Raw genomic sequence first — 26,099 nt, forward strand, 5'->3', positions numbered from 1 at the left:
CGACGGCCCGGCTCAGCGGGCGGCCAGCTCCTCGACCCGCGCCGGCTCCCGGTGGGTCACCTGAGGTGTGGTGCGTCGTCGACCCGACCAGAGCACCCGGGCGACGATCCCCGGCGCGAAGAGCCCCGGCGGCGGCGTCATCAGGTTGGCGACGCTCAGGAAGCGCCGCCCGACGACCGGGTGCCGCGCGGCTGCGGCGTGCAGGCGGCTGACGTACCCGTTGAGGAAGCGGGTCCGGCGGCTACGCGGCCCGACGACCGCCGGGTAGCGCAGGTCGGCGCCGACGGCCATGTCCCACGGCACGTCCACCACCTTCGCCGCCGCGGCGAAGAAGCGGCGGGGCAGCTCCCGCCGGCTCAGCCGGAGGCAGTCGCGCAGCACCATCGCCTCGGCCGCGGCCACCGTCATGCCCTGCCCGTACGCCGGATTGAAACTGCAGATCGCGTCCGCGACCGCGATGAAGCCCTCGGGCAGGCGGGCGAGGCGCTCGTAGCGACGGCGCACGCTGGTGGGCAGCCGCATCCGCTTCGGCGGGCCGAGCGGCTCCGCCCGGCTCAGCAGCGCGCGCAACTCCGGGGTGGGCAGCCGTCCGGCAAAGGCGAGGTAACCCTCGGGGTCGGTCGGCGGGGCCTGGTCCGGGCCCACGCCGAGCAGCGTGACCATCCACCGGTCGCCCTCCGCGGAGATGGCCACCCCGCCGTACGGGGCGGCCGGCGACGGGCTGCTGACCAGGGCGGCGAAGTCACTGTCCCCCGGGGTGCGGCGGTAGTCGCGGGAGACGTACACCGTGTGGGGGTCGACCCGGTCCTCGACGGGCGGCTGGTAGCCGAGCTCGGCGAGCCAGGTGGGGCCGCGGTTGCCGCGGCCGGTCGCGTCCACCACCAGGTCGGCGGCATGGCGCTCCTCCTGGCCACCCCGGGGCAGGATCCGCGCGCCGGTGACCGTGTCGCCGTCGGCGTCGCAGAGCAGCCCCAACGCCTCGCACCGCTCGCGGACCTCCACGTTGGGCAGTGCGCGGACCCGGCCCCGGACGTACGACTCCAGGGCGCGCCGGCTGACGCAGAGCCCTTCCAGGCCGGAGGCGACCCGGGGAATCGGATGGCCGTCGTTGACCCACCGGCAGTCCCGCTGGACGTCGACGGGGAGGGCCCCCTGGGCGGTCAGGTCGGCGGTCAGGCCGGGGAAGAGCTCCTCCAGGATCTGCAGCCCCCGGGCCAGCAGGCCGTGCGCGTGCTCGCTCTGCGGCACACCCTTGCGGTCAGCGACCTCCGCCGGCAGCTCGTCCCGGTCGAAGACGGTCACCTTCGCGTACGACTCGCTCAGCACCCGTGCGGCGAGCAGGCCGCCGATGCTGCCGCCGAGGACGATCGCCGAGCCGGTCTCATTGGTGGTGGACACGGTTGACTCCGTTTCAAGCAAAAGGGATGCCAACAGTTAGCGGCACGGGGTCGCCACGGGAAAAGCGAAATGGCGGACGGCTAATTGACAGTGCGCGGCGCCGCCCTTTCCGAAACGCCGACCGTTCCGCGTTCGGCACGAGAAGCGCCTGGTCAGGAGCATCCGAGGTTTTCCTGACCCGCACAGTGGCCGATATCTCAGTCGACTACCGGTCACTGTTCCCAGGCTGCCGGCTCGGCGCGGCACTCCAGCAAAGCCGGAGGCGGAGCGGCGCGGGATCAGCGCCGCGTGCGGCGGGACCTGACCGTCCGGACCAGCCCCACGCCGAGCAGACCCGCCCCCAGCACCCCCAGCCCGCCGAGCAGGCGCGGCAGGTCGCTCCGAGGCGGAACGGCGGGCACCGGCGACCGGGAGACGGGAGCGGTCGGCGCACCCGTGGCCCTCGCGGGACCGGGCACCGGGTAGCGCAGGATGGTCGGTCGGGTTCCGGGCGGCTGGTCCGCGGATTCGGAGACCGTGAGCAGGAAGCGGCCGTCCGGGGTGTAGGCGATGGACTCACCCTGGGGTTCGTCGGGCAGCGGAACGACCCGGGGTGTCCCGCTGGTGATCGCGCCGACGACGTCGTCGTCGGGGACGTCGAACTGAAAGGCGTCGGCGTAGGTGCGCAGCACCACCCGCCGCCCGTCCGGCGCGGTGGCCGCCCCGGTGACGACGGCGCGGCCGAGGAAGCCGGACGGGTTGCTCGTGTCCGTGCCGGGCAGGCGCACCTGCCCCCGCCGCGCCATCGGCACCGTCGCGCCCGGCACCAGGTCCCGGGTCGGGGCGTAGATGCCGGCGGCGCCGCCCTGCTTCGTAATGATCAGCGGTCGCCCGTCACCGGTCAGTAGCAGCGCCTCGGCGTCGTGCGGCCCGTCCGGGTAGGTCAGCCGGTGCAGCACCGGCCGATCACCGCCCGGCGGAAGCTTCCACACGGCCACGGTCTGCCGAGACTGGTCGTTGTCGCCGATGTCGGCGACCCAGATCGTGCCGTCGGCCCCGACGGCGAGGTCCTCGGTGTCGCGCGGCCGGGACGGATACCGCACCGCACGGGTCACGCGGCAGTCAGCGGTGAGGAAGAAGATCCGCCGCCGGGCCTCCTCGTCGGCGCTGTCGTTGACTACCACGAGTCCGTTCGCCGTGGCGACCATTCCGGAGATCTCGGTGAGCCGGCTGTCCCGCACCCGGCACACCGGCACGCCGCCGGCCGGCGACGAGTGCGGTGCCGGTGCGGCCACCGCCGCACCGGCAGGTGCCAGCGCGAGCACCAGGCCGCCACCCGATGCCGCCGCCCGCCGCCACCACGCTGGCCGACGCCGCTCCCCCACCGCCACCTCGATCCGTGTCCCGCCGGGCCGCGCCCGCCGATCCGCCAGCGACCGCGACAGCCGGTGGCGCGGGCGCGGACAGTTGAGGTTACGACTGCGACGGCCGGTCCTGCTGACCCTCGCTACCGGGGAACACCGCGCCACACCAACACCAACAGGAGCACCAGATGAGCCGTACGCCGTAGCCGGACGCCCCGCCCCCGGCCCGACGTCGCCACACGGGGCATTTTCGCCGCCGTCCGGGGAATCAGCGGCCGTGCCCGACCTGACCGCCCTGCCGTGGCCCCTCGCGTGGAGCGTCGGCGTGTTCCTGCTGGCCGGGGCGGTCACCGTCGCGGGAAGCATTCGCCTCGCCGGCCTCGGGGACGCCCTCGCCGACCGCACGGGCTGGGGCGAGGCGTTGTTCGGCGTGGTGTTCTTCGGGGTCGTCACCGGCCTCTCCGGCATCATCATGACCATCGTCGCCGCGGCCAGCGACCAGCCCGAACTCGGCTACAGCAACGCGGTCGGCGGGATCGCCGCCCAGACCACCGCCGTCGCGGTCGCCGACGCCTTCTACCGCCGAGCCAACCTCGAGCACGCGGCCGCGTCGCTGTCGAACGTGCTGTCGGGGTGCCTGCTCGTCGCGCTGCTCGCGCTCGCCCTGCTCGCCAGCTACGTCCCCGAGACCAGCATCGCCGGAGTCGACCCCATGTCGGCGGTGCTCGTCGCGGTCTACGTGGGTGGGCTGGTGCTCATCCGTCGGGCCGGCGCCCAACCCATGTGGCAGGCCATCGCGACCGCGGAAACCCGACCCGACGTCCCCCACAACGAGAGCGCCCTCAACCAGCACTCGCCCGTCTGGTTGTGGAGCCGCTTCGCAGTCGTCGGGCTGCTCGTCGCCGGGGGCGGGTGGCTCGTCGCCCTCGCCGCGGAGAGCACCGTCGAGGTCACCGGACTCACCGCCGGGTTCGTCGGCGGCGTGCTCATGGGCGTGGTCAACGCCCTGCCGGAGACCGTCACCGCGGCCGCCGCCGTACGGCGTGGGGCACCGACCCTCGCCATCGCCGCCGTGCTCGGCGGCAACATCCTCGACGTGCTCACCCTGGTCGCCGGTGACCTGGCCTACCGGCACGGGTCGATCTACCACACGGCCGGCACCCAGGAACTGCTCACCACCACCACCAGCCTGTTCATGACCGCCGTCCTCCTCGGCGGGCTGCTCATCCGGCAAACCTGCGGGTGGGGCCGGCTCGGCTTCGAAGGCGTCCTGCTCCTGGCGAGCTACGCGGCCATGACCGTCATCCTCGCCGTCGGACACGGATAGCGGGGCTCGGTTGGGCCGTCGGGCGACGAGGCAACCCGGCTGGGCATGGCCGGCAGCGGAGACCGCTCGTTCCCGAGCTCTACGATGCGAGACAAGCCGACCGCCTGGCCCGCGCCCCGCCTCGCCGAGGAAACCGATGACCACTCCCGCCAGCACCGCCGGCGTCACGATCGCCGCGATTCGTGAGCAGCACGCCGATGCCGTGCTCGACATCTACCGGCTCGGCATCGCCACCGGCCACGCCACCTTCGAAACCGAGCCACCGGCCTGGGCGCAGTTCACCGCGACCCGGCTGCCTGGTCACCGTTGGGTGGCCGTCGACTCCGCCGGCCGCGTCCTCGGCTGGGTCGCCTGCTCAGCCGTGTCCGACCGGTGCGTCTACGCCGGGGTGGTGGAGCACTCCGTCTACGTCCACCCGGACGCCCGCGGCCGAGGCGTCGGCCGGCTCCTGCTCGATGCCCTGATCGCCTCCACCGAGCAGGCCGGGATCTGGACCATCCAGTCCGGCGTGTTCCCCGAGAACACGGCCAGCCTCGCCCTGCACACCGCCTGCGGCTTCCGCACCGTCGGCACCCGGGAACGCATCGGCCGCCACCACGGCACCTGGCGCGACGTCATCCTCATCGAACGCCGCAGCCCCGCCATCACCTGAGCCGGCGCGCCAAGGCTCCCGATCGACGCTCGCGCTCGCCTCGATCGGGAGCCCTCGTGCCGAGGTCAGTGCCAGTCGCTGATCTGGACGTCGTCCGGCGCCGGCCTGCCGCGCCCGGTCTCCACGAGCTCCTTGAGACTCATCAGGAACATCGCCCACTTGGTGCTGCAGTGGTGCATGAACTCGACCGGCTCGCGCCACCCCTCGTGCTTGAACTGGACGATCGTGTAGTCGCCGCGCTGGTCGAAGCGCCAGTCGATCTCGGTCCCGAGCCATTCCTCCGGGCCGTCGGTGACCCGCCACCGCACCCGGCCGGAGGGATCGAGCTCCAGGATCTCCATGTCGAAGCCACCGACGTCGCCGAACCGGAAAGCCAACTGCCCGCCGACCTCGCTCTTGCCCACCGTGTCGGTCGTCCACCAGCCGGCGATGCCCGCCGGAGTCGCCACTGCGCGGTAGACGTCGTCGAGCGGAGCGACGACGCCGACCCGGTGCAGGATGTCGACCATTTCATCCTCCTTGGTTGTTGCGGTTGCGTTCGATCGCCTCGGCGATCCGCTTGATCCGGCGGAGTCGGGCGTCCCACGTGGCGCCGACCGCTGACAGCTGGGCGACAGCTCGGGCGAGCTGCGCCTCGTCGACCTGGTAGTGACGCTCGCGACCGGCCGGCGCGGCGTGCACCAGGCCGACCCGGTCCAGGACGGCCAGGTGCTTCGAGACCGCCTGCCGGGTGACGGGTAGTCGCTCGCTCAGGGACGTGGCGGTGCCTGGTCCCCCGGCAAGAAGAAGGTCGATCATCGTCCGCCGGATGGGGTCACCGATCGCCGACCACAGGTCGTCATCGATCGCCGCGCTCATGCGGCGGCGACCAGCCGCGTGACGTACGTGCCCAGCGCGGGGATGTAGTGGTCCCACCCGCTCACGTGGTCGCGGTACTGCTCCTCGAGGACGGCGATCTCCCAGCCCATTTCGCGGAACCCGGCCTCGGTCATGCGGATCCGGGTCCCCGCACCGGTCGGGGTCAGGTCGAAGGTGACGAGCAGCGAGGGCCCGCTCCGGTCCGGGTCCGAGAAGCACCACCGGAAGGAGAATCGCTTCGGTGGGTCAACTTCCACGACGGCGAGTGCGACGCTCGTCGTCTCGCCGGTCTCCGCGTTGCGCCACACGAGTTCGCCGGGTGTGCCCGCGACCGGCTCGAACCGCGCGTCGTCGGGCCACCATTCCCGCATGTGCTCGGGCCGACTGATCACCTCGAAGACCACCTCGGGCGATGCGTCGACATGAACGTCGCGCTCGATGGATCCGTACTCCATGTCCCACCAGCCTTTCGCAACCTTTGGTTGCGTCACGCTACAACAGCCACCCCCCGATGTGCAACCTTTGGTTGCGCATTTGGCTGCCGTCCGCGCCGGCCGCCGCCCTGGCAATGGACGCCGCGACCGACGGGCGGTGGCGGAGGATCAGCGGATGCCGACGAAGAAGCGGGTCTGGTCGCTGCGGTGCAACGCGTGGTAGGCCTCGAACCGGGTGCCGTCCGGCAGCCAGGCCACGGACTCGATGCCGAGCAGCGGCATTGAGGTCGTGATCTCGAGCAGGGCGGCGTCCTCGGGCTCGGGGAAGACGGCTTCGATCCAACGGTCGGCCCCGACCGGTTCCAGTCCGTACCGGCGGCGCAGTACGTCGTACAGCGACTGGTTCTCGAGCACCGCGCGTTCCAGGCCGGGCACCAGCCGGGCCGGCAGGGCCGTGTCGACGAGCAGCCAGGGCTGACCGTCGACGCGTCGGAGTCGCCGCATCCGGACGACCGGCTCGCCCACCGGGATCTGCAGGAGTTCGGCCTCGCGCTGGTCCGCCGAGCCGAGGGCCTGGCTGATCGTGTGGGTGGTGACCCGGCGTCCCGACTCGCGCAGGTCGTCGGCGGAGCCCGAGACGGAGCCGACGAAGCGCAGCTCGGTCTTGCGGGGTGCGACGAAGGCGCCCCGTCCCTTGACCTTGTAGATCATCCGTTGCTGGACGAGCTCGCGGAGGGCCTCTCGCACGACCGTGCGGGAGACGCCGTAGAGGTCGGTCAGCTCCGCCTCGGACGGCAACGGCTGGTCCGGACCGATGTCGCCGGCCTCGATCTGGCCGCGCAGCTCCCGCATCAGCTGCATCCACAGCGGCTCGTTCCCGTCCCGGGTGAGCCGCCGGTAGGTCATCGTCATGGACTTCCTTCCCCGTCGATCGAGTACAGCATGCCACGGCAAAACGATCCCTGTCATGACAGGCGTTGGGGCCTGATGACCGCCCGAGTGCCGGGAAGACACAGGAACGTAACCGCCATCACTGTGACTTGGAACACGTTTGTCATCCAGCCCTAGCCAACCTGTCACTACAGGTCTGTAATGACTGGACCTCACCGCAGCCCCCGCCGCGGTCGGCTGACTGAGCACGTCCACTCCCGCTCCGGCGGGTTTTCGCTCTCCCTGGAGGCCCCCACCATGCGTACCCATCCCTCATCCCGACGACGGCGCACCGCGGTCGTGGCCGCGCTGGTCGCGGCCGTCGCGGTCACCGCGACCGGCTGCGGCTCCGGCGCGAGCGGCGGCAAGGCCAAGAGCGGCGACAAGCCGTTCATCGCGCTGAGCAACGGCTTCATCGGCAACGGCTGGCGGCAGACGATGATCGCCAAGTTCGAGGCCGCCGCCACCAAGGCCCAGAACGACGGGCTGATCAGCAAGTTCAAGGTCGTCAACGCCCCGGGTGAGAACTCGGCCACCGAGCAGGTCGCCCAGATCAAGAGCCTGCTGCTGCAGAAGCCGGACGCCCTGCTGATCGACCCGGCCTCGCCGACCGCGCTGAAGCCGGTCATCCAGCAGGCCTGCGACGCCGGCATCAAGGTCGTCGTCTTCGACTCGGCGATCGACGCCCCCTGCGCCCACGTGCTGCTCAACAGCTTCAAGGACTGGGCGACGGCCGCGGCCGAGCCGCTGGTCAAGGGCATCGGCGGCAAGGGCACCGTGATCGTCAGCCGGGGCGTGGTCGGCTCTCAGCCCGAGGCGGAGATGTACCAGACGACGCAGGACATCCTGGCCAAGAACCCGGACGTCAAGGTCGCCGCGACCGTCAACGGGATGTGCGACGGCGCCAAGGCGCAGAAGGCCGTGCTCGGTGTGCTGTCGAGCGTGGCGACGGTCGACGGGGTCATCGGCTGCGGTGACGGTTACGGCGTCGCCCAGGCCTTCAGCACGGCCGGCAAGCCGATCCCGGCGCTCACCTTCGAGACCAACGGCCGGGCGCTGAAGTACTGGCAGGACAACAAGCTCGACAACGGCTCGGTCGCGGTCATGTCCGACCCGGGCCAGTCGGTCGCCGCGCTGTGGGAGGCGATCGACCTGCTCGACGGCAAGGACGTCCCGAAGGAGCTGACCTTCCCGATCGTGCTGGTGGAGCAGAAGGACCTCGCCGCGTGGGCCAACGTCCTGAAGCCCGACGAGTACGCCGCCTGGCCGTGGACCCAGGAGCTCTTCCGCAAGCAGGTGGAGGCCGTCAAGAGCGGCGCCGCCCCGGTGCAGCCGCCGATCCCGACGGCCGCCGGCTGACCGGACAGCAACCCAAGGAGCGCATCATGCACGTCGACAACCTGCCGGTGGGGTCGCTCGCGGCCCCGCCGCAGGGCGACCGGAAGCCGTCCCCGGCCCCACCGGTCGTCACCGCGCGGCGGGTGACCAGGACGTACGGGCGCACTCGGGCCCTCACCGGCGTGGACCTCGACGTCCGCGCCGGTGAGGTGCTCGGCCTCGTCGGCCACAACGGCGCCGGCAAGAGCACGCTGATGCGCGTCCTCGCCGGCCTCGAAGCGTGCGACGAGGGTACGGTCACCGTGGGCGGCCAGGAGGCACCACGCGACGTCGCGCCGGGCGCCGACCCGTTCCGTGCCGTCCGGATGGCCTACCAGGAAACGTCGCTCTGCCCGGACCTCACCGTCGCGGAGAACATCTGGGTCTCCTCCCGGCACTGCCTGCCCCGCCTGCGCTGGCGGCGGCCGGCCAGCACCGCCGTGGCCCGCCGGCTGGACGAGATGTTCCCGGGACACGGGGTGACGCCGCGGGACCGGGTCGAGGACCTGTCGCTGGCCCAGCGGCAGATGGTGGAGATCGCCCGGGCGAGCCTGGTCGACCGGCTCGACCTGCTGATCCTGGACGAGCCGACCGAGTCGCTCGGCCCGGACGCCGCGCGCTCGCTCTACGCGTACGTCCGCCGGGTCACCGCCCAGGGCACCGCAGTCCTGCTCATCTCGCACCGGATCCGTGAGGTGCTCTCGGTGGCCGACCGCGTCGCGGTGATGCGCGACGGCGCGGTCGTCGCGGAGCGGCCGGCGGCCGGCCTCGGCGAGCGGGACGTGCTCACCCTGATGGGAGCCGAGGTGGTCGAACCCACCGCCGCTCCCGCGTCCGCCCGCGCGGCCGGCGAGCGGCCGGTCGTCGCCGAGCTGCGCGGCGCCACCGGCCAGGGCCTCCACGACGTGTCGATCACGGTCGGCCGGGGCGAGGTCGTCGGGCTGGCCGGGCTGGCCGGCCAGGGCCAGCAGCAGGTGCTCGAACGGCTGTGGCGCCCGGTCCGGCGGGACACCACGGTCCGGGGCACCCGCGCCTACGTGCCCGGTGACCGGCAGCGCTCCGGCGTGCTGCCGCTGTGGTCCGTGGCGGAGAACCTCATCGTCACCGCCATGCGCGGCCTGGCCCGGTACGGCGTCCGCCGCTCGGGCGCGGAGGAGGCCGCGGTCCGCGACTGGGTGGACCGGCTGGCCATCCGCGGTGGCGCCGACGCGGGCATGACCGAGCTCAGCGGCGGCAACCAGCAGAAGGTCATCGTGGCCCGGGCGTTCGCCTCCACGGCCGACCTGGTCCTGCTCGACGACCCGTTCCGCGGGGTCGACGTGCACACCAAGACCGACCTCTACACGCTCATCCGGCAGGAGGCGGCCGGCGGCCGCAGCGTGGTCTGGTACTCGAGCGAGAACGCCGAGATGGCGCACTGCGACCGGGTCTACGTGCTGCGGGCCGGCCGGGTCGTCGCCGAACTGACCGGCGCGGAGATCTCCGAGGAGCGGATCATCGCCGTCTCCTTCGCCGAATCCGAGTCGACAGGAGCACAGCGATGACGAACCTCGTCGCGACGGCGCTGCCGTCGCGGGCCCTGCTGCGCCGCACCGGACCCGCCCTGGTCAGCGCGGTCGCCATGATGGCCATGATCGCGGTCTGCTCGTCGCTGCAGTCCGACGTGCTGACCGTGCCCGGTCTCGCGTTGATCCTGTCGACCACCGTGCCGCTGGTCATCGCGGCCCAGGCCCAGATGGTGCTGATGGCCGTGGGCGACATCGACCTCGGCATCGGCAACTTCGTCGGGCTGGTCACCGTCATCACCGCCACCAAGCTGGTCTACTCCCCCGGCACCGGCGCGCTGCTGCTGCTCGGTCTCGTGGCGGCGTACGCGGTGCTCGGCGCGCTGATCCACCTGCGCCGGGTGCCGTCGCTGATCGCCACCCTCGGCGCCTCGTTCGTCTGGCTGGGCCTGGGACTGTTCGTCCTGCCCACCCCGGGCGGCAGCACCCCCGAGTGGCTGGCGACCTTCGGCTCCTGGCAGCCGGCCGGTTTCCCCGCCCCGCTGCTGCCGATCCTCGTCGTCGCGGCGCTGGTCTGGCTGCTGTCGGCCCGCAGCTCCGTCGGGGTGCGGGTCCGCGCGCTGGGCAGCAACCCGGTCGCGCTGCAACGGGCCGGCCTGCGACCGCTGGCCGCCCGGGTCGTCGCGTACGCCGTGGCCGGCGCGCTCGGCGTGCTCTCCGGGCTCATGCTCGCCTCGCAGACCGGTGGCGGCGACGTCTCGTCCGCCACCAGCTACACGCTGATCACGGTCGCCGCGGTGATCCTCGGCGGCGGGTCCTTCGCCGGCGGCACCGCCGTGCCGTGGGGCGTCGCCATCGGCGGCATCACCCTCGGCCTGGTCAGCGTCGTCCTCAGCCTGCTCGACGTGCCGTCGAACATGCAGTCGGCCGTGCAGGGCCTGATCGTGCTGGCCGTGCTCGCCGGCCGCGTCGTGGTCGGAAAGGTGCTCCGTTGACCCTCCGTACGCTCGCCCGCCCCTGGATCTGGGGCTTCGCCGCCGCCGCGCTGGTCTGGGTCCTCATCCTGGCCATCTCGAACCAGGGCGGCGGGCAGACGGTGTCGCTCGCCCTGTCCCTGGCCCCCTACCTGGTCATCGTCGGCCTGGGCCAGATGCTCGTGATCACCGCCGGACCGGGCAACATCGACGTGTCGGTGGCGCCGATCATCTCCCTCGCCGGGTTCGTCGCGGTCCAGGTGACCGCGACCACCGGATCGGTGCCGGTCGGCATCCTGGCCGGCATCGGGACCGGGCTGGCCGTCGCGGTGGTCAGCGTGGTGGCGATCCTCGGGCTGTCCGTCCCGCCGATCATCGCCACCCTGGCCGCCGGGCTGATCGCCTCGTCGCTGACGCTGTCGCTGGCCGACGGCTTCACCGCGGTGCCCGACGACGGACTGCGCGGGCTGCTCAACCTGCGCCCGGCCGGCGTACCGGTGCTCGCCGTCGCGGTGGCCGCCCTGACCGCGCTGGTCGTGGCCCTGCTCCGCCGCACCACGTACGGTCGCTCGCTGCTCGCGGTCGGGCAGAGCCGGCCGGCCGCGGAACGGGCCGGCCTCCCGGTCAGCCGGATCATCGCCATCACCTACCTGGCCAGCGGCGCCCTCGCCGGGCTGGCGGGCGCGCTGCTCGCCGCCTACATCGCGCCGTCGCCCGACCTGGGCACCCGCTACCTGCTCGACTCGGTCGCCGTCGTCGTCATCGGCGGCACGCTCATCTCGGGCGGCCGGGCCGTGCCGGTCGGCATCTGGGGCAGCGCGCTCTTCTTCATCCTGCTCGACGGCCTCGTCAACCTCGTGGGCTGGAGCACCGCCGCGCAGAACCTGCTCAAGGGCGGCCTGGTGCTGTTCGTCCTCTTCCTCGCCGGTGGCGGAACGCTCCGCAACGCCGGCGGGACCACCCGACCCCGTCGACGGCTGCGACCCGCGGCCGCGACCACCGCTGGAACTGACACAGGAGAGAACACCAATGCCTGACACCGACGGTCTGCTCGACGCCCGCGACTTCGGCGGGACCATCCCCACCGCCGCCGGCTTCCACATCAAGGGCGCGCACGCCCAGGACTGGGGCCTGCAGAACCGGCTGTCCCGGATCTTCCGGCCCGACAACGGCCGTACGGTGATGCTGGCCTTCGACCACGGCTACTTCCTCGGGCCGATGGCCGGCCTGGAGCGGATCGACACCAACATCGCCCCGCTCGTGCCGGACGCCGACGCGATCATGATGACCCGCGGCGCCCTGCGCACCAGCATCCCGTCGCACAGCAGCGCCGGGATCGTGCTGCGGGCCAGCGGCGGGCCGAGCGTGCTGAAGGACCTCTCGGACGAGCACATCGCCCTGGACATCGAGGACGCGGTCCGGCTCAACGCCGCGGCGCTGGCGATCCAGGTGTTCATCGGCGGCGAGCACGAGTCCCGGTCGGTGGCGAACCTCGCCGCCCTGGTGGACGCCGGCCAGCGCCACGGCATCGCCGTGCTGGGGGTGACCGCCGTGGGCAAGGACATGGTCCGCGACGCCCGTTACTTCCGGCTCGCCACCCGGATCAGCGCCGAGATGGGCGCCCACATCGTCAAGACGTACTACGTCAACGAGGGCTTCGAGACGGTGACCGCCAGCTGCCCGGTGCCGATCATCGTGGCCGGCGGCAAGAAGCTCCCCGAGCTCGACGCGCTGACCATGGCGTACCGGGCGATGCAGGAGGGCGCCGCGGGCGTCGACATGGGCCGCAACATCTTCCAGAGCGAGCACCCGGCCGCGATGCTGGCCGCGGTCCGCGCCGTGGTGCACGACGACGCCAAGCCCGAGGACGCCCACGAGCTCTTCCGGGAGCGGTCGGCCGGTTCCGCGTCCTGATCATCGCCAGGGGTGCGGGCCGGCCACCCGGCCCGCACCCCGCATCTCCGGGAGCTCCTCATGTCACACCCACCGACCGGCGCCGATGACCTCGTCGACCTGGTGATCATCGGCGCCGGCGTCAACGGCCTCGCCATCGCCCGAGACGCCGCCAGCCGGGGCCTGAGCGTCGTCGTGGTCGACCGCGGGGACGTCGGCGCCGGCACCACCGCCACCTCCAGCCGGCTCATCCACGGCGGCCTGAAATACCTTGAGCGCTACGACTTCACCCTGGTGCACGAGTCGATCCGGGAGCGGCACCTGCTGTTCCGCACCGCACCGCACCTGGTGCACGACTACCCCATGCTGATCCCGTTCTACGCCGGTGACAGCCGGCCGGGACCGCTGATCCGCCTCGGCCTGGCCGCGTTCGACGTGCTGGCCGCCGGCCGCGGGCGCGGACGCAGCCGGGGCCTGTCGGCCCGGGCCATCGCCCGGCGCTGGCCCCACCTCTCCCGCAAGGGCCTGCGGGGCGGCGTGCTCTTCAACGACGCCCAGGTGCCGTGGGCCGAGCGGCTCTGCGTCGAGCTGCTGATCGACGCTGAGCGGCTGGGCGCCCGGGTGCTGACCTACACGACGGTGACCGGTCTGCTCGTCACGGACCGACGGGTGCACGGAGTCCGGACCCGGGACAACGAGTCGGGACGCGAGGGCGAGATCCGGGGCCGCCTCACGATCAACGCGGCCGGGCCGTGGATCGACCGGATCCTCGACGGCCAGGTCGAGAGCGGACGCCTCAACGGCGGCACCAAGGGCAGCCACATCATCATCGACCCGTTCCCGGGCGCCCCGGACACCTGCATCTTCTTCGAGGCCGCCGCCGACCAGCGACCGATCTTCATCTTCCCCTGGCAGGGCCGGTACGTCCTCGGCAGCACCGACCTCACGTACGACGGGGACCTGGACGAGGTCGTCGCCAGCGACGCCGAGATCGACTACCTGCTCACCGAGGCCAACCGGTTGTTCCCCCAGGCCGGCCTCACAGCCGACGACGTGCTCTACAGCGTCGCCGGAATCCGCCCGCTGCCCTACACGGCCGGCGTCTCGGACAACGCCAAGATCAGCCGGGGGCACACGGTGCTCAACCACGCGCCCGCGTACCAGGGGCTGCTCACGATCATCGGCGGCAAGCTGACCACCCACCGTGCCCTCGCCGAGGACGCCACCGACGAGGCGCTGAAGCTGCTCGGCCGGCCACGGCAACGCTGCACCACCCGTACCCGCCCGCTGCCCGGCGCGGATACCCCGGACTGGTACGCCTTCCGCGCGGACTTCCCGCGCTCGGCCACACCGTTCACCCCGGCGCAGTCCGCCCGGCTGCTGGACCTCTACGGCGTCCGGGCCCGCCGGGTGCTCGAACTCGCTGTAGCCGACCCGGCACTGGCCGAGGTCGTCGACGAGCGGACCGGGGCGGTCGCCGCCGAGGTGGTGATGGCCTTCCGCGAGGAACGAGCCGTGACCTTGGCCGACGTGCTGCTGCGCCGTACGCTGATCGGCCTCGGCCCGGACATGGCGGTGTCGACGGCCGTGACCTGCGCGGACGTCGCCGTACGACAGCTCGGCTGGGACACCGGACGGGCCGAGGCGGAGGTGGCCGCCTACCGGGCGGAGCTGCTGCGCTTCCGCCCGCGCGGACTGAACCTCGCCCCGACGACCGGAGCGAGCGAGAGGAGGACGTCGTGACGATCCCGCACACCTGCTACCTCGGGGTCGACGTCGGCCTCACCGCCACCAAGGTGGCCGCCTTCGACGTCGTCGGCAACGAGCTGGCCGTGGTGCACGCCCGCACGCCACGCACCAGCGTCACCGCCCACCGCCACGACGTGGACATGACCGCCCTCGCCGACACGGTGCTGGCGCTGCTGGCGGAGGTCGGCGGCAAGCTGGCCGCCGAGGGGTACGCCCCGGCGGGCATCGGCGTGGCCGCACACGGCAACGGCATCTACCCGGTCGACGGGTCCCTGCGCCCGATCGGGCCGGCCATTGCCTCGTCCGACAGTCGGGCGCAGCACATCGTGCAGGCGATCCCGCCCGAGGGGGCCCGCCGGCTGGCCCGGGAGACCGGCTCGATCCCGTGGGTCGCCCAGCCCGCCGTCCTGCTGCGCTGGCTGCGGGACACCGAACCGGCGACGTACGCCGCCACCCGGTGGGTGCTCTCCTGCAAGGACTGGGTCACCGCGCAGCTCACCGGCGTGGCCAGCGCGGACTACAGCGACGCCAGCGCGTTCGGCATGGTCGGGCTCGACACGCGGGCGTACACGCCGACGGCGCTCGAACTGGTCGGGCTGCCCGCCGCCGACCTGGACCGGTTCCCACCGCTGCGCAGGTCCGACGAGGTCGTCGCCGGACTGAGCGCGGCGACCGCGGCCCGCACCGGGCTGCCCGAGGGCCTGCCGGTCATCGCCGGGTGCATGGACTGTGTGGCCGCCACCCTGGGCGCCGGGGGACGGGACCTCGGGGACGGGACGATCATCGTCGGCACCTGGGCGATCAACGGAGTGGTGGTGCCCGCGCGCACCCCCGCCCCGGAGGTCACGCTCAGCGCGTTCATGCCCGATCCGGCCACCATGCTGGCCATGGAGGTGGCCCCCACGTCGGCGGCCAACCTCGAATGGCTCGCCTGCGCCGGGGTGCCCCACCGGCAGACCGGCGGCGTCGCCGCGGCGGAACTGCTGCAGGAGGCCGCCGCGGTGCCGCCGGGCGCCGACGGTCTGCTGTTCCTGCCCTTCGTCAACGGCGCGCCCGAGCATCCGTCGGCGTCCGGCACCTTCCTCGGCGTCTCCAGCAACCACCGCCGGGGCCACCTCACCCGGGCGGTCATCGAAGGCGTCGCGCAGTACCACCGGGTGCAGCTCGACCGGGTGCTGGCCAGCGGCGCGGACGTCGGTGACCGACCCTGGCGGCTGGCCGGCGGGGGCGCGCGGTCGACGGTGTGGGCGCAGATCTTCGCCGACGTGCTGGGCCGGCCGGTCCGGCGGCAGCTCACCAGCGAACTCGGCGCCCGGGGGGTCGCCTCCCTGCTTCCCGGCGCCCTCGGCCACGACGTGCCGCCGTGGACCGTCAACGACGAGGACGACCTCTGCGTGCACCCGGGGCCAGACCGCGCCGCCTACCTGGAGCACGCCCAGGTGTTCGACCGCTGTCTGGCCCGGATGTCCGCCGTGTGGTCGGAGGTCGAGCGCTACCGCAACCCTGGTGGGAGCTGCTGACCGGGCCGTCATGCCGGACTGGGAAGAGGTGGGCAGCTGCGGTGCGTCGTCTCGGCCGACGCATCGGCCGAGATCGCACCGCAGCTGCCGCCCCGACCGCCCACTGCGCACCGATGACATGCCGCTCGGCTCCGCCGGCCCGGGCGGTCGGTGCCGGATGCTTGGACGGTGACAGAACCGGTTCGCAGACCAGCTAGGTCATCGCCGTTCGGCCTGGAGCGAGATCCGTCACGAATCGTCGGGTTCAGCGATGCGGTCATCGCCATCGCCGTCACGCTGCTCATCCTGGAGATCCGTCCACCGGACAGCCGGCACCTGTTCCACGGCCTCGTCACGCTCTGGCCGTCCTACCTGGCTTACGTCGTCACCTTCATGTTGATCGGGCAGGTGTGGGCCAACCATCACGTCATGTTCGACCAGATCCGTACCGTCGACCGGACGGTGTTGTTCCTGAACACCGTGCTGCTGATGGACATCGCGTTCCTGCCCTTCGCCGCCGCCGTTCTGTCCCGGGCGTTCCGTGACGGGGAGGGGCAGCGAGTCGCCGTCGTCCTCCACGGCCTCACGTTCGAACTGGCGGCCATCCTGTTCAACGCGATCTGGGAGTACGCCCGCCGTCATCCCCGGCTGCTGGTGACCACCCTCGATGCCGCCGGTGCCCGAGCCATCAGCCGGCGCTTCCGGCTCGCCCTCACCTGGATCGCCACCGGCACGCTGCTGGGCGCCCTCCTACCCCCGCTCGGCGTGGTGGTGATCGCCGCGTTCATCCCCTTCTACTGGCTGCCGATCCGGGGCGAGATCGACAGGCGGTGGCCCCGCCGAGAGGGCGGCGGACGGCCGTGACCGCGGCGGCCCGGCGGACCGTCCCCCACCCTGACCGAGCGCCGTTCCCAGCCCCGCTGGGTGCGCCAGTCCAACCGCGTCGCAGGGCGTATCCCACGGTTGGGCCCGTCCGGGTGGGGTAGACCGCCGCGAGTGGCGGGGCGCTCCTCGGCCGGGTTCACCCGGTTTGGGCCCGCAAAGGCGGCTCGGGGGGGACCGATGTCGGATGCATCAGCGCGGTGGGGCGGGCCGGGGATGTCCGATGACGTGGTGGAGCTGCGGGTACATGGCGTCTCCGGCGCGAGCGCCGGCCAGGTGTTGGACCTGCTGCAGATCGAGCAGGTCGCCGGCGATCGCAGTGGGGGTTTCTACCGACCCCGCCGCCGGTCCCCGGGCACCGACCGCGCCGCCCGGGTGACGCTGGAGGCGTACCGCTGGGGCGACCTGCCCTCCGGAACCGTGGGTCGAACCCTGTCGCTGGTGTTCCTGCTGCCGTTCATGCTGGTCAACGTGGCGATCTGGATGCGTCCGGCGGACCGCGGCTCCGACGCGATGGTCAGATCCCTGTGCCGGCTGCTGGCGCTCACGCTCACCGCGCTGTACGTGCTCGCCGTCGCCGGCGTCGCCCTGGACCTGATCGCGTGGAAGTGCATGAGCTCGCCGCACTGCCTTGCCGGGCGCAGTTGGTTGTCCTGGTTGGGTGGGCAACCGGTCGGGCTGCGGCTCGCGGTACTGGCGCTGGTCCCGGCCGCTGCCATCGGCCTGCTCTGGCGGGCCAGTACACGCCCAGGGCGGCTGTTCGACGCGTTTCGTGCTCCCGAGGCGGGGGTCTCCGGGCATCGGCTCGGCACCGTCGGTCGGTGGGACGCCGAACCGCTGGTGGGTCGACTGCGCTCCATCCACGTCGCGGCGGCGTTCGCGACCCTGGATGTCACGCTGCTCGCCGCCCGGGCCTCACCCCGCGCCTCGGCCGGCACCGTCGCGCTGGCCGTCGTCATCGGGGCGGTCCTGGCCGCCTGTGCGGTCCTGCTCTGCACCCCACCGCTGATCGACCGGGCCGCCGCCGATCGGCGACTCGACCGGATCACCAGCGCGCTGCGAACGATCGCCGTCGTCCTGACCGTCGTGGTCGCGGCCGACATCCTGACCAACCCGGCGCCGTGGCACGAGGGGGGCGGCCTGCCGGGCTACGACTGGATCCTCACCTGGCTGTTCGTCGCCCAGACCGCCCTGCTGACCGCGCTGGGAGCGGTGCTGCTGTGGCGCCGGGGTCGCCAGCCGGCTGCCACTCCCCTACTCGGCCTGGGAGCGCTGGCGATCGCGGCCGCCGCGATCAGTCTGGCGGTGGCGTTCTCCGCCGAGCTGGTCTACCGGGTGGCGGACTTCCTGGACCGCGACGCGCCGACCGCGGCGGGCGTGGCCGCCGGGCCCACGAGGGCGTACACCTGGGCGATCTTCGGCTTCTTCCGGGCGGTACTGATCACGCTGCTCGTGGCGGGCCTGGTGACCCTGATTTCCCGTCCGGGCCGGTACCGCGCCGCGGCGGCAATCGTCGGGCGCGACTACCCGGATCCGCCGGCGGAAGCCAGGCCCCGGATGCGGCAGGTGCAGAAGGCGATAGCCCAGGCCCGGTTCACCGAGCGACTGATACCGCTGGCCGTGGTCTACGCCTGCCTCGCCGGAATCGGCACGGCCACCACCTCCATCGGTCTGCTGGAGCTGTATCCGGGTGACGTCGTCGAGCGGTTCGAAGGGGTGCCCGCCGACCTGGTCACCTTCGCCATCGCGTTCGGCAGCTGGGTGATCGCAGCGACCATCCTCGGCCTGATGATCGCCGGAATCTTCGCCTACCGGACCGCCGGGTTCAGGCGCCACGTCGGCGTGCTGTGGGACCTGGGCACGTTCTGGCCCCGGGCGGCCCACCCGTTCGCGCCGCCCTGCTACGCGGAACGTGCCGTGCCGGAACTGACCCGACGGATCACCTACCTGGTCGGACGGGGCAAGGCGGTGCTGCTCACCGGGCACAGCCACGGTTCGGTGCTGGTCGCCGCGACGGTGCTCCAGTTGCCTCCCCAGATCAGCAGCCGGGTCGCCCTGCTCACCTACGGGTCACCGCTGCGCCGGCTCTACGGCCGGCTCTTCCCCGCCTACATCGACGACGAGGTGCTGCACGAGATCGGCGCTCGAGTCGACTGGCGGTGGATGAACCTGTGGCGCGACACCGACCCGATCGGTGGCTGGATCTTCTCCGCCCACCGGCCAGCCGCGCCGGACACCGCCGGCCGCCCGGCCGCAACGGTGGACCGCCGGCTGCGAGACCCCGTCGCCGTGGTGGCTCCGCCCGGCGACAGCGTCCCACCCCCCGTGCAGGGACACCGGCCCTGCGAGTCCGAGCAGCCGTTCACCGAGGCGGTGCGCGAACTGGTCGAGCGCCTCCGCATGCCGATGGACCACGGGCCCCGGCGGGCCGAACCACCGGCCGGGCAATGACTTCGGCTGCCGCCTGTCCCGCTTGAGCCCGGGGACAGGCGCACGGCAGACTGGTGGCATGACGCGAGGCACTGCCCTGGTCCGGCGACCGAGCGGCCGGCTGGCTGAGGGGCTGGTCACCCACATCGAGCGCAGCGACGTGGACATGGCACGGGCCCGGCGTCAGCACGAGGCGTACCGGACCGCGCTGGTCGAAGCCGGCTGGCAGGCTCACGAGGTCGCCATCGCCGAGCACTGCCCCGACTCGGTGTTCGTCGAGGACACCGTCGTGGTCTGCGAAGGCCTGGCGGTGATCACCCGGCCGGGCGCGCCACAGCGCCGCCCGGAGATTCCCGGCACCGAAAAGGCGGTCCGCGACGCCGGGCTGGAGGTCGTGCGCATCGAGGCTCCCGGGACGCTCGACGGCGGCGACGTGCTGCAGGTCGGCAGCACCGTGTACGTGGGTCGGGGCGGTCGCACCAACGATGCGGGCGTGGCCCAACTGCGCGCGCACCTGGCGACCCGCGGGCGCACGGTGATTCCGGTCCCGCTGCGCGACGTGCTGCATCTCAAGTCGGCCGTGACCGCGCTGCCCGACGGCACCCTCCTCGCGCTGCCGGAACTGCTCGACGCGGCCGCGCTCCAGCAACCGGTGCGGCCGGTCGACGAGGAGGCCGGCTGCCACGTCGTACCGCTCGGTGACGACCTTGTGCTGCTGGCCGCGTCGGCGCCGCGCACGGCGGCGCTCGTGGCGGACCTCGGCTTCACGCCGGTCGTCGTCGACATCGGCGAGTACGAGAAGCTCGAAGGCTGCGTCACCTGCCTGAGCGTGCTGATCCCCCAGGTCTGACCCACGCCCCGGCCGGGCCCGGCCGGGCGCCGAAGTGGCGGTGGGCGACGAGGGTCAGCGACGCGGCGCGCGAACCCGCCCGATCAGGTGGAACACCCGGCTGAGCTGTCGGTAGGGGTCCCGCACGCTCGCTTCGAGCTCGACGGCGGCCACGGCCGCCAGGTCCGTGCTGTCGGGCGGCAGGTCCAGCCAGTCCGAAAACAACCAGACCCCGTACCAGGCCTCGGGGTCCACCCCGCTCTGCTGCAGCAGGGTGGACAGGCCCTCGACGGTGTCGCCCCGGGTGTCGACGCCGAGCACCCCGACCTCGCCGGTGGCCTCGAAGGCGGCCAGGGCGTCGGCCCAGCGATGATCGAGGGCCGGGCGGACGGCCAGCGTGCGGGCATTGAGCGCCATGACCGAGACGACCCCTCCGGGTGCTGCACAGCGGCACAGCTCGGAGACCAGCGGCTCGGGTCGATCGAGGTACATCAGCACGCCGTGGCAGAGCACCGCCGTGAACTGCTGCCCACCGGTCGCCGCCCGGGCCTGCTCGCCGGGTGCCTCGACCAGCCGGACGCGCCGCCGGACGTCGTCCGGCTCGGCCTTGAGCCGCTGCTCGGCCTTGGCGAGCATGGCCGGCGACGGGTCCAGGACGGTGACGTCGTAGCCGAGTCGGGCCAGCGGCAACGACTGGTGGGCCGCACCCCCGCCGACGTCGAGGACGCTCGCCGGCGGCTGCGGGAGGTGCCGCAGCAGCTGAGCATGGAGGACGTACGTCCGCACCTGCCCCTTGACCGAAGCGTACGCACCTTCCACGAACGGGTTCGCCAACCCGGCCCAGGCGTCCGACGGCATACGGGCATTGTGGCATCGGATGAGATCCACCCGCTCGGTGTCGGCGGCCGCGAGGACCCGGTCCGGCTCGTGTTCGACGCCGCTCCCCGCGAAGGCTTCGTCGTCGGCATGGCCGACATGGGCGACCGCTTCCGCCTGGTCGGCAACGCGATCGACGTCGTCGAGCCGCTCGAGGCACTCCCCGCGCTCCCCGTCGCCCGAGCGGTCTGGGCGCCCCGTCCGGACCTGCGCACCTCGACCACCTCCTGGCTCACCGCCGGAGGCCCCCACCACACCGTGCTCTCCACCGCCCTGACCCGTGCGCACCTGGAGGACTTCGCCGAGATGGTGGGCGTGGAGCTCGCCTACATCGATGAGACCACCACAACCCACGGCTTCGCCCGCGAGCTGAGATGGAACAACGCCTACCACCGGCTGGCGCAGGGCCTCTGATCCAGACGAGATCGGGTTGGTCCGTCGCGCCCTGATTTTGCTGGTCCCGCCCTCGTTCCGGATGTTCCTGCATATCGTGAAGTGGTCCCGCAGGACCACCGCTCAGGTGTGCGGCCGGGGAGTCTCTCTGGGGTTGCGCCGAGCCGGGCAGTGCAGGTGATCGGGCCGGCACCGATCGTGTGCCGACTCCCTGGGGTGTGGTGAAAGGAGATCGTCATGGGTTCGACTTCCGTTCCGGAGGGCCCCGGCTCCGTCTCGCAGGCGCCGAACCTTCCGGCAGGGTTCACCGACACGTTCACCAGCCGGTACGTCGACATCGGCGAACTGCGCCTACACGCGGTCGTCGGCGGTGACGGACCGCCGCTGCTGCTGGTGCACGGCTGGCCGCAGAGCTGGTACGCGTGGCGCCTGCTGATGCCCGCCCTGGCCCGGGACTTCAAGGTCATCGCAGTCGACCAGCGTGGCATGGGGCTGTCCGACAAGCCCGAGGACGGGTACGACCCGGGCACCCAGGCGAACGACATGGTCGCGCTGATGGACGCGCTCGGCCACCAGCGGTTCGCCGTGGTCGGCACCGACACCGGACTCCCGATCGGATACGCGTTGGCCGCGGACCACCCGGAGCGGATCGAGCGCGTGGCCCTCGCCGAGGTTCCTGGGCCTCCGGGGGCGGTTCCCTCACCGCCCATGTTCGCTCCCGGGCCGCTCAACGACCGGTTCTGGCACATCCCCTTCAACCGGATCAACAAGCTGAACGAACAGCTCGTCCAGGGACGGGAGAAGATCTTCTTCAGCTGGGAGTTCACCATCCAGGGCGGGAAGTTGCCCGACGACGTGATCGACTACTACGTCGGTATGCTCTCCAACCCCGACTCCCTGCGTGGCAGCTTCGGGTTCTACCGAGCGTGGGACGCGATGATGACACAGAACGAGAAGCGCAAGAACAAGCGGCTCGCCATGCCGGTCCTGGCGATCGGCGGAGCGGCAAGCAGCGGCGACAAGGTCGGGGAGGCGATGAAGACCCTCGCGGACGACGTGCAGACCGCGGTCATTCCGAACAGCGGGCACTTCATCGCCGAGGAGGCTCCCGATGCGCTGCTTGCGGCGCTGACCGCGTTCCTGGCCCCGTATCGCCAAGTGGCGACGGTGGGCGCCGCCCGGGCTTAGTACGCGCTCTCCGGTACCGGCCGCGGCGGGGCCCGAGCGCAGCGGCCGCACTGGGTGCTGATCGACGGAAGTCGCCCCGGCGATCCCCGGCCACGTGCTGAACGTGCGGCCGGTCGAGCACCTGGCTGGCCTCAGCGCCGGACGCTCAGTGGACCCGCCGCTCAACGACGTCTCCTGACCGCCTCTTCGAAGGACGATGACGCAGCTGACCCGGTCGTGACCCCTGACGTGCGGCCAGCGGTTCGTGGTGGCCGGCCGTCAACGAGAAGCTGGCGTTCCACCCCGGCGAGCCACCGATGGTTACCTGGGCGGACAGTCAGCTACCACCGGCCGGGCATTTGCCGGGAGACGCCGAGAGGTGGTCACCGCGGTGGTACGCAGGGCCGAGGGCCTCAGGGGGCGACGTGAGGATGCGGGCTCCGCTGCTGCGACAGCGCGACGAACCGCTCAGTGCGTCCTTCCTGGAACTGTTCTTCGATCTGGCATTCGTGTTGGCGCTGAGGCAGCTGTCAGGGGTCCTGCTGTCCGACATGACCCTCGCCGGAGCGTGGAACACCGTCCTTCTCCTGTTGCCGCTGTGGTGGCTCTGGGTGGTGACCAGCTGGTTCTCCGACTGGTATGCCCGTACCAACCGCAGTGTGCGGGCTCTGCTGGTCGGTTCGACGCTGGGCGTGGTCCTGATGAGCGCCGCTGTCCCGTACGTGGAGAAGGGGCAGGCGGTTCTCTTCGCCGGCACCTACGTCGCCGTTCACGTGGTCCGGAGCGCTTTCGCGGCCCTGGCACTGCGGAAGCATCCGCTGCGCAGGCGTCCCTTGAGAATCTTCGTCTGGTTCAGCGCGTCCGGGGTCCTGTGGCTGGTGGGGGCATTCTGGGCGGCGGCGCGAACACCGACGTGGGTGGCGGCCCTGGCACTCGACTATTCCGGGCCGCTACTTGGCTGGCGGGCGCCACGGCTTGGCCGGGCGGGGCCGGAGGAACTGCGACTGCGAGGGGGCCATCTCACCGAGCGGTACCAGCAGATTTCATCATCGCTCTCGGCGAGCTCCTGTTCTCCGCCGGTCTGGTCTTCTCCCGTACCGACAAGGATCTCCGCCACTCCGTCGCGTTTCTGGTGGTCTTCGCGGCAACGGTGCTGATCGGGTTGTCGTACGTCACTCCGGCGGGAACCTACCTCGGTGCCGCAATCGAGAAGCGTGGTCTGCCCCGATTCGGCACGTCGACTGGCGACCTGCATCTCGTCATGATCGCCGGCGTCCTGGCCTCCTCCGTCGCCGCTGAAGCTGTCATCGCACATCCGACCGAACGGGGATCCGGCGGGGCCGTCGCCGTCACGGTCGCCGGCCCCGCGCTGTTTCTCACCGGTCGGGTCCTGCTGTCCGCCACCATCTACCGCCGGCTGTCCTGGCCCCGCCTGAGCGGCCTGCTCGCCACGCTCGTCGCCGCCGTCACCGCCCACTGGTTGCCGCTGATCGGGGTCAGCATGACCACGACCGGAGTGCTTCTCGTGGTGGCCGTCGTTGAGAACCGGGCCACCCAGCCGCGTCCGACCGGCAGCTAGCTCAAACGGCGCAGTGCACCCGTGAGCACTGCTGGGACGATTGTGCCGACGGGTCCAGCTCTGGCTCGCCCACCAGCCGGCCGCCTCCCTGCCGTAGGGCGAAACTCGCAAGGCGGGGACAGCCCAGGAGGATCACTCACAGGCCTGTCGACGAGGTCGAGGCGCACCGACCGGGCCGATGGCGCAGGTCCCGGCTCGGCTCCGGCCATCGTTCCTGTCGGTGCGCCCCACCCGTTCTATTCGCTCGAGCTTGGCTGCTGTTGTGCGCGGAACTGCTCGACCGGCAGGCCGCCCCGTCCCCAGTTCTCGGTGTCGACCTCGTCGATCACCACGAAGGTCGACGTCAACGGCTTGTTCAGGACGTCGAGCAGCAGCTGGCTAACCCCTTTGATCAGGGCCGCCTTCTCCTCGGCTGTCGCCGCGGAGGCACCGGGCGTGCTGCCCTCGCGGGTGATCTGGATCGTGACGATCGGCATCGTAGTGGTCCTTTCTCCGGTTCGCGGTGGGGTCAGTGACCGGCGTTCTGGCCACCGTCGACGTGCAGGATCTCGCCGGTGACGAACGGCGCGGATTCGAGGTAGACGACCGCGTCGACGATGTCGCTGATCTCACCCATCCGGCCCACCGGGTGCAGCCCGCCGTACGTGTCGTGGAACTCGACCGGGTGCATCGGGGTCTTGATGATCCCCGGGGCGACGCCGTTCACCCGTACCCCTCGGCCCGCGTACTCGATGGCCAGGGACTTCGTGGCGGAGCTGAGGCCACCCTTGGTCAGCGACGCGAGCACGGACGGCACGTTGGAGTTGGGCTGGTCCACGAGGCTCGTGGTGATGTTGACGACGTGTCCCCCGCCGACGGCGAGCAGGTGCGGCAGGACCCGCCGGGTGAGGTGGAAGAAGCCGGCGAGGTTGACCCCGGTGACCAGGTCGAAATCCTCATCGGTGTAGTCGGTGAACGGCTTGGCGATGAAGACGCCGGCGTTGTTCACGAGGGTGTCGATGCGGCCGAAACGGTCGAACGCGACGGTGATCACCCGCTCGGCGGTGTCGGCGTCGGCGACGTCGCCCCGGACGGTGACGATCTCCGGATCGTTGGTGTCACCGATCGAGCGTGAGGTCGCCACGACGCCGTACCCGAGCTTGCGGTAGGCGTCCACGAGGCCGGCGCCGATGCCCTGAGACGCACCGGTGATCACGGCCACCTTCTGTCCCTGACTGTTCATGACGTTCCTCTTCCTGACTGGCCGGAACCCTTGTTGGCCCGGGCCTGAAGACCAGTAGACGACTGGTCGACAAAAGCTAGCCGACCGGTCGTGTATCGTCAAAGGCATGGGACGGACGAGTGACGCGCGGAACAAGATCCTCGGCGCGGCGGCGACGCTGCTGGAACAGCGCGGATATTCCGCGCTGGGGGTGGCGGAGATCTGTGCGACGGCGGGCGTGCCGAAGGGCAGCTTCTACTACTTCTTCGAGTCCAAGCAGGCTCTCGCGCTCACCGTCATCGACGAACACTGGGCGCGCCAACGCCGGCAGTGGGTCGAGCTGCTCAGCAGCGACCGCGACCCGCTGCGGCGCCTGCGGGACCTGTTCGAGGCCACCGAGGAGGTGCAGCGGACCGGGCAGCAGCAGGCCGGGCTGATCGCCGGCTGCCTGTTCGGCAACCTGGCGCTGGAGCTCAGCAACCAGGCCGAGGAGATCCGCAGGCGGCTCCAGGAGATCTTCGAGGCCCAGATCGACCTCATCGAGCAGGTGGTCCTGGAGGCGAAGGAGCGGGGCCAGGCCGGCCCGTCTGTCGACGCCCGCGAGGCTGCCCGGTCCATCGTCGCGCAGATCGAGGGACGGGTTCTGCTGGCGAAGCTGCTCAACGATCCGGCTCAGCTGGAGACGCTGTGGCGCAACTGCCTGGACCTGCTGCAGGTGCCGGCGCACGCGCGGCCGGCCGACTGAACGACCCCGCTCCGGCTCCCACCACCAACCATGCCTACCGTACGGCCGGCGGCACCTC

Annotated in this window: 23 protein-coding genes and 2 pseudogenes; 16 read left to right on the forward strand and 9 right to left on the reverse strand. The window is 71.8% G+C overall.

The window, feature by feature from the left end; translation table 11 throughout:
• Window positions 1-12 precede the first annotated feature (12 nt).
• Both Q2K19_RS01430 and Q2K19_RS01435 read right to left on the reverse strand, forming a co-directional pair.
• Complete coding sequence (locus Q2K19_RS01430) at window positions 13-1,398, reverse strand: FAD-dependent monooxygenase family protein (protein WP_302766930.1); 1,386 nt, start codon at window positions 1,396-1,398, stop codon at window positions 13-15.
• Between the two features lie 278 nt (window positions 1,399-1,676).
• Window positions 1,677-2,762, reverse strand: coding sequence for an SdiA-regulated/phytase-like domain-containing protein (locus tag Q2K19_RS01435; RefSeq protein ID WP_302766931.1), 1,086 nt, complete (start codon window positions 2,760-2,762; stop codon window positions 1,677-1,679).
• A gap of 256 nt (window positions 2,763-3,018) precedes the next feature.
• On the opposite strand from Q2K19_RS01435, the gene Q2K19_RS01440 reads away from it, so the two are divergent.
• Both Q2K19_RS01440 and Q2K19_RS01445 read left to right on the forward strand, forming a co-directional pair.
• Entirely contained in the window at window positions 3,019-4,068 is a 1,050-nt protein-coding gene (locus Q2K19_RS01440) for a sodium:calcium antiporter (protein ID WP_302766932.1), read from the forward strand.
• 136 nt (window positions 4,069-4,204) lie between these two features.
• Window positions 4,205-4,720, forward strand: coding sequence for a GNAT family N-acetyltransferase (locus tag Q2K19_RS01445; RefSeq protein ID WP_302766934.1), 516 nt, complete (start codon window positions 4,205-4,207; stop codon window positions 4,718-4,720).
• Window positions 4,721-4,785: 65 nt separating this feature from the next.
• Here the strand turns inward: Q2K19_RS01445 and Q2K19_RS01450 are convergent, their stop codons facing one another.
• The 4 genes from Q2K19_RS01450 to Q2K19_RS01465 form a co-directional block, all read right to left on the reverse strand.
• Complete coding sequence (locus Q2K19_RS01450) at window positions 4,786-5,229, reverse strand: SRPBCC family protein (RefSeq protein ID WP_302766935.1); 444 nt, start codon at window positions 5,227-5,229, stop codon at window positions 4,786-4,788.
• Window position 5,230: 1 nt separating this feature from the next.
• Window positions 5,231-5,578 carry an ArsR/SmtB family transcription factor gene (locus Q2K19_RS01455; RefSeq protein WP_302766936.1) on the reverse strand — a complete coding sequence of 116 codons (348 nt, stop codon included), beginning with the start codon at window positions 5,576-5,578 and terminating at the stop codon, window positions 5,231-5,233.
• Window positions 5,575-6,033, reverse strand: a complete 459-nt coding sequence (locus tag Q2K19_RS01460) for an SRPBCC domain-containing protein (RefSeq protein ID WP_302766937.1) — start codon at window positions 6,031-6,033, stop codon at window positions 5,575-5,577. The genes Q2K19_RS01455 and Q2K19_RS01460 overlap by 4 nt, the downstream gene beginning before the upstream one ends.
• 147 nt (window positions 6,034-6,180) lie before the next feature.
• On the reverse strand, window positions 6,181-6,924 hold the full coding sequence (locus tag Q2K19_RS01465; protein WP_302766938.1) for a GntR family transcriptional regulator: 744 nt from the start codon (window positions 6,922-6,924) through the stop codon (window positions 6,181-6,183).
• 276 nt (window positions 6,925-7,200) lie between these two features.
• Between Q2K19_RS01465 and Q2K19_RS01470 the strand changes: the two genes are divergently transcribed.
• The 10 genes from Q2K19_RS01470 to ddaH all read left to right on the forward strand — a co-directional run bounded on the left by Q2K19_RS01470 (window position 7,201) and on the right by ddaH (window position 20,101).
• Window positions 7,201-8,301, forward strand: coding sequence for an ABC transporter substrate-binding protein (locus tag Q2K19_RS01470; RefSeq protein WP_302766939.1), 1,101 nt, complete (start codon window positions 7,201-7,203; stop codon window positions 8,299-8,301).
• Between the two features lie 26 nt (window positions 8,302-8,327).
• On the forward strand, window positions 8,328-9,863 hold the full coding sequence (locus Q2K19_RS01475) for a sugar ABC transporter ATP-binding protein (RefSeq protein WP_302766941.1): 1,536 nt from the start codon (window positions 8,328-8,330) through the stop codon (window positions 9,861-9,863).
• On the forward strand, window positions 9,860-10,819 hold the full coding sequence (locus Q2K19_RS01480; RefSeq protein ID WP_302766943.1) for an ABC transporter permease: 960 nt from the start codon (window positions 9,860-9,862) through the stop codon (window positions 10,817-10,819). The genes Q2K19_RS01475 and Q2K19_RS01480 overlap by 4 nt, the downstream gene beginning before the upstream one ends.
• A complete protein-coding gene (locus Q2K19_RS01485) occupies window positions 10,816-11,835 on the forward strand; it encodes an ABC transporter permease (RefSeq protein ID WP_302766946.1) in 1,020 nt (339 codons plus the stop codon). The genes Q2K19_RS01480 and Q2K19_RS01485 overlap by 4 nt, the downstream gene beginning before the upstream one ends.
• On the forward strand, window positions 11,828-12,712 hold the full coding sequence (gene lsrF / locus Q2K19_RS01490) for a 3-hydroxy-5-phosphonooxypentane-2,4-dione thiolase (RefSeq protein WP_302766947.1): 885 nt from the start codon (window positions 11,828-11,830) through the stop codon (window positions 12,710-12,712). Before Q2K19_RS01485 ends, lsrF begins: the two co-directional genes overlap by 8 nt.
• 60 nt (window positions 12,713-12,772) lie before the next feature.
• Window positions 12,773-14,434: a glycerol-3-phosphate dehydrogenase/oxidase gene (locus Q2K19_RS01495; RefSeq protein ID WP_302766949.1), complete on the forward strand. Its 1,662-nt coding sequence runs from the start codon at window positions 12,773-12,775 to the stop codon at window positions 14,432-14,434.
• Complete coding sequence (locus Q2K19_RS01500; protein WP_302766951.1) at window positions 14,431-15,960, forward strand: FGGY-family carbohydrate kinase; 1,530 nt, start codon at window positions 14,431-14,433, stop codon at window positions 15,958-15,960. Before Q2K19_RS01495 ends, Q2K19_RS01500 begins: the two co-directional genes overlap by 4 nt.
• 168 nt (window positions 15,961-16,128) lie before the next feature.
• The gene (locus Q2K19_RS01505) at window positions 16,129-16,803 is read left to right on the forward strand and encodes a TMEM175 family protein (RefSeq protein ID WP_302766953.1); all 675 of its coding nucleotides are present in this window, start codon (window positions 16,129-16,131) and stop codon (window positions 16,801-16,803) included.
• A 234-nt stretch (window positions 16,804-17,037) separates the two neighbouring features.
• Entirely contained in the window at window positions 17,038-19,272 is a 2,235-nt protein-coding gene (locus Q2K19_RS01510) for a hypothetical protein (protein WP_302766955.1), read from the forward strand.
• 58 nt (window positions 19,273-19,330) lie between these two features.
• On the forward strand, window positions 19,331-20,101 hold the full coding sequence (gene ddaH, locus Q2K19_RS01515) for a dimethylargininase (RefSeq protein WP_302766958.1): 771 nt from the start codon (window positions 19,331-19,333) through the stop codon (window positions 20,099-20,101).
• A 54-nt stretch (window positions 20,102-20,155) separates the two neighbouring features.
• Here ddaH and Q2K19_RS01520 read toward each other — a convergent pair whose 3' ends face one another.
• Window positions 20,156-20,938, reverse strand: coding sequence for a class I SAM-dependent methyltransferase (locus Q2K19_RS01520; protein WP_302766959.1), 783 nt, complete (start codon window positions 20,936-20,938; stop codon window positions 20,156-20,158).
• Window positions 20,939-20,959: 21 nt separating this feature from the next.
• Here Q2K19_RS01520 and Q2K19_RS01525 point away from each other — a divergent pair.
• The 3 genes and pseudogenes from Q2K19_RS01525 to Q2K19_RS01535 form a co-directional block, all read left to right on the forward strand.
• Window positions 20,960-21,370, forward strand: a pseudogene (locus Q2K19_RS01525) (L-arabinose isomerase); the annotation flags it as partial.
• A 216-nt stretch (window positions 21,371-21,586) separates the two neighbouring features.
• Window positions 21,587-22,537: an alpha/beta fold hydrolase gene (locus Q2K19_RS01530; protein WP_302766961.1), complete on the forward strand. Its 951-nt coding sequence runs from the start codon at window positions 21,587-21,589 to the stop codon at window positions 22,535-22,537.
• 410 nt (window positions 22,538-22,947) lie between these two features.
• Window positions 22,948-24,095: pseudogene (locus tag Q2K19_RS01535) on the forward strand (low temperature requirement protein A).
• Between the two features lie 236 nt (window positions 24,096-24,331).
• Here the strand turns inward: Q2K19_RS01535 and Q2K19_RS01540 are convergent.
• Together Q2K19_RS01540 and Q2K19_RS01545 are read right to left on the reverse strand one after the other, a co-directional pair.
• Window positions 24,332-24,571, reverse strand: coding sequence for a tautomerase family protein (locus Q2K19_RS01540; RefSeq protein WP_302766964.1), 240 nt, complete (start codon window positions 24,569-24,571; stop codon window positions 24,332-24,334).
• A gap of 32 nt (window positions 24,572-24,603) precedes the next feature.
• Complete coding sequence (locus tag Q2K19_RS01545) at window positions 24,604-25,317, reverse strand: SDR family NAD(P)-dependent oxidoreductase (RefSeq protein WP_302766966.1); 714 nt, start codon at window positions 25,315-25,317, stop codon at window positions 24,604-24,606.
• Between the two features lie 106 nt (window positions 25,318-25,423).
• On the opposite strand from Q2K19_RS01545, the gene Q2K19_RS01550 reads away from it, so the two are divergent.
• Window positions 25,424-26,041, forward strand: coding sequence for a TetR/AcrR family transcriptional regulator (locus Q2K19_RS01550; protein WP_302766968.1), 618 nt, complete (start codon window positions 25,424-25,426; stop codon window positions 26,039-26,041).
• The last annotated feature ends 58 nt before the right edge of the window (window positions 26,042-26,099 follow it).

The organism is Micromonospora sp. NBRC 110009 (genome assembly GCF_030518795.1).
Taxonomy (GTDB): Bacteria; Actinomycetota; Actinomycetes; order Mycobacteriales; family Micromonosporaceae; genus Micromonospora.